This is a genomic window from Bradyrhizobium sp., from assembly GCF_049581145.1.
Lineage (GTDB): Bacteria > Pseudomonadota > Alphaproteobacteria > Rhizobiales > Xanthobacteraceae > Bradyrhizobium.
In genome coordinates this window covers 1-3,788 of record NZ_JBAURI010000253.1, presented here as the reverse complement: position 1 = coordinate 3,788, position 3,788 = coordinate 1, and the positions used below count along the sequence as shown (strand labels likewise).

Sequence of the window (3,788 nt, the reverse complement as noted above, 5' to 3'; positions counted from 1 at the left end):
GGTTTCGGGAGTTCGGGAGGCCTTTTGAGTTCTGGGCAGGGGTTGCGGGTGAAACGGACGAGCGCGGGTTCGGCTGAGGGCGTTGCGAAGGAGGAGGTGTCGGAGACTCCGCTGGAGGCATTTGCTTCGCTATGCATGATGCTGGTCGTTTACCTGTTTGTGATCGGGTTCATGTTTCAGAACTTCGCGATTCCGTCGCCGTCGATGCAGAATACGTTGCTGGTGGGAGATCACTTACTGGTGGATCGAACGACACTCGCGCCAGCACCGAAGTGGATGCCGTTGGTGCCTTATCGGGCGGTGCAGCGGGGGGACATTATTGTATTCATGAAGCCGCATACCGAGGTGCCGGACATGATCCTGGTGAAACGGGCGATTGGGATTCCAGGGGATCGGATTCATTTGCGCAAAGGTGTGGTGTATGTGAATGGCGTGGCACAGACGGAGCCTTATGCCATCCAGCCGAGTGAGACGGATCTTGCAACGTATCGCGATGACTTCCCTTCTGACCTGGAGGGACTGAAGCAGTATGGGAGCTACGACCTGTCGCAGCGCGGGGAGTGTCAAAACCAGGCATGCGTGGAGTCGGAGACGATCGATAGGCGGGTGATGGACTGGGCGGAGGACCTGCCGAAGTATATCCAGGGGGATGACCTGGTGGTGCCGCCGGGGATGGTGTTTGCCATGGGAGACAACCGGACGCACAGTCTGGATGGGCGGTTCTGGGGATTTGTGCCTCAGCAGAATATTCTGGGGCGGCCGCTGATTGTGTATTGGTCGTTCAAGACGCCGGATGACCAGGGGGACAAGACCAGCACGAGCGACAAGTTGAAGTTCCTGTTGTTTGAGGCGACGCATTTCTTCGATGAGACGCGGTGGGGACGGACGTTCCACGTGACGCGGTGAGGCAGGGGATAGGGGATAGAGAGTAGAGCGTAGAGAAGGCGGGTTCGGTGGCGGGGTACACTGGGGGTGTTGCGCGCTGGGGGACGAACCCAGGGCTAAAGCCCCTTTCGGGGTGGCGGCTTTTCAGGGGGCTAAAGCCCCTTGCTAATCCGGAAGAACAGGTTGCGACGTTGGAAGAACAGAGGTTGCGACTTCGTTAGGAGAGAGTTTCGTTGAGCATCGAGAGACCATTGCAGGCGGAAAGTGTTGTTGTTGGGAACGCCGTCCCGGTGAAGGTGAAGGACGAAGTGGCGGAGACGCCGTTGGAGGCGCTGGCTTCCATTTGCACGATCCTGGCGATTGTGCTGTTTGTGTTCGGGTTCATCTTCCAGAACTTTGAGATTCCGTCGGGATCGATGCTGAACACGCTGCTGATTGGGGATCACGTGGTGGTGGACCGGGTGACGCTGGCTCCGGCGACGAGGTGGGCTCCGTTCGTGCATTACCGGGCGGTGCGGCGGGGCGACGTTATCGTGTTTTATAAGCCAAACCCGGAGTCGCCGGATTTGATTTTGGTGAAGCGCACGATTGGGATTCCGGGAGACCGGATTCATCTGCGCAAGGGTGTGGTGTATCTGAATGGCGTGGCGCAGAACGAGCCGTTTGCGATCCAGCCGAGTGACGATGGGCCTGATAGCACCGGCTTCAATCCGTACCGGGATGATTTTCCGTCGGTGACGCCTTCGCCCGATGAGCAGGTGACGGAGGTTTGGCGCGAGGAGCTGCCAGAGCATATCCAGGGCGATGATTTGGTAGTGCCACCGGGGTATGTGTTTGCGATGGGCGACAACCGGACGCAGAGCCTCGATGGGCGGTACTGGGGATTCGTGCCGCAGCAGAATATTCTGGGACGGCCGCTGTTTGTGTATTGGTCGTTTGAGACACCGGCGGATCAGGAGAACAAGACTTCGATTGGCGACCGGATCGGGTTCATGTTCCACATTGTGACGCACATCTTAACCGACACGCGATGGACGCGGACGTTCCACGTGGTGCGGTAACGGCAGGGGATAGAGTGTAGAGGATAGAGGGTAGAGAAGACTTTGCCGGCACGGGACATGGAAGCGGGTACGGAGGCAGGTGGGTCGTCGCGAAGGCGGCGTTGGTTGGTGTGGGTATGCGTGGTGGCGGTGGTGTTGCTGCTGTTGCTGACGCCTCCGCTGCTGAATGTGAATCGACTGAAGCGGCGGATTGCTGCGAACATCAGCGCGAGCCTGGGGCGGCCGGTGCAGCTGGATGGTGTGACGATGCATTTAGTGCCGATGCCGGGATTTACTCTGCAGAATTTTGTCGTGAGCGAGGATCCGGCGTTTGGGTCGGAGCCGATTATCCGGGCGAACGTGGTGAATGTGACGCTGCGGCCTAGCTCGCTGTGGCGGCGGCATACGGAGTTTTCGTCGATGACGTTTGAGGCGCCGAGCTTGAACCTGGTGCGGAATGCGGCGGGCGTGTGGAATGTGCAGAGCCTGCTGATGCATGCGGCGAGCGTGACGACGGCTCCTACGGCGCAACGGAAGGCTGGGCCGGAGCCGCGGTTTCCGTATATCGAGGCATCGGGGGCGCGGGTGAACGTGAAGCTGGGCGAGGAGAAGACACCGTTCTCTCTGACAGATGCGGACTTTGCGCTGTGGCTGACGTCGCCGCAGGAGTGGAGGGTGAGGGCGAAGGGGACGCCGACGCGGACGGACACAAATATCTCTGATCCCGGGGTGGTGAAGCTGGAGGGGTCGTTGAAGAGGGCGAATACGATGGCAGAGGTTCCGGTGGACCTGACGGCGAGCTGGACCGGGGCTCCGATGGGCGAGGCGAGCAAGCTGCTGAGCGGACAGGATGCGGGGTGGCGCGGAAATCTGAATGTGGAGGCGTCGCTGCGAGGATTGCTGGGGGCTGCGAAACTGACGACGACGATTCACATGGAAGAGCTGCGACGGTCTGAATTTGTGCCGGTGCAGGCGATGGATGTGCGGGCTGAGTGCCGGGGGACGCTGGATGTTACGGCAGCGGTAGTGACCGATCCGGATTGCGCCGTGACGACGCCGATCGCGGATGGGGCGAAGGCGGCGGGACGGGTGGTCGCGATTGCAGATCGGCTGGAGCTGTCGGAGTTGGCGGGGCCGTCGGGGCTATCGGATTCGGCAGCGATGGAGACGGCTGGGGTCCGGGTGGGGATGACGAATGTTCCGGATGCGTGGCTGCTGGATTGGGTGCGGCTGTTTTCGCAGCGGATTCCGGCGGGCGAACGGCCGGAGGGAACGGTGGCCGGAAGCATGCTGTTGACGAGCGCTCGGAAGAATCAGCCGGCACGGTGGGAGGGTGAGTTTCATGGAGAGATTATTGGCTTGTTGCCGTGGATGCGCGAAGCTGAGAGCGGCTACCTGGTTCATACCGCTACGCTCACAAGCAAGGCCACGGAAGAGGGGTTTGTGCTGACGCCGTTGAATTTGACGCCGCCGGGAAAAGGTTCGGGATTAACGCTGGGCGGAGTGGTGACGAAGTCTGGCTACACGCTGCACTTTGCGGGGACGGCGAGCGAGGGGCAACTGCAGGCGCTGCGGGCGCTGGCTCCGCCGCTGGGGGATGGGCTCGACGAAGTGCTACGGCCGGAGGGTGCGGGAGCGGCGTTGAAGGATGGGGCCGGGCGCGTGATGAGGGTGGATGCTACGTGTACGCGTGCGTGGGGTTCGGGGCAGACGTGCGTGGCGGGCGCGCCGGCTGTGGCGAAGCGGCGAAGGCGCTAAGCGTCGGGAGAATCAGGGTTGCGGATTGGCGGGTTGGAGGATTACTTCGCGGGTGTGGGTGGCGGTGCGGACTTCGGGGGTAGAGCCGTCGTTGAGGATGACTTC

Annotated in this window: 3 protein-coding genes; all 3 read left to right on the top strand. The window is 61.4% G+C overall.

Translation table 11 applies throughout. From position 1 onward, the window contains the following. The coding region (gene lepB, locus WCB02_RS08600) for a signal peptidase I (RefSeq protein WP_423957511.1) at positions 1-906 on the top strand (906 nt) is incomplete at its 5' end. A 212-nt stretch (positions 907-1,118) separates the two neighbouring features. Next, the gene (gene lepB, locus WCB02_RS08595) at positions 1,119-1,946 is read left to right on the top strand and encodes a signal peptidase I (protein WP_423957509.1); all 828 of its coding nucleotides are present in this window, start codon (positions 1,119-1,121) and stop codon (positions 1,944-1,946) included. A 57-nt stretch (positions 1,947-2,003) separates the two neighbouring features. Further along, positions 2,004-3,683: an AsmA family protein gene (locus WCB02_RS08590; RefSeq protein WP_423957508.1), complete on the top strand. Its 1,680-nt coding sequence runs from the start codon at positions 2,004-2,006 to the stop codon at positions 3,681-3,683. Positions 3,684-3,788 lie beyond the last annotated feature (105 nt).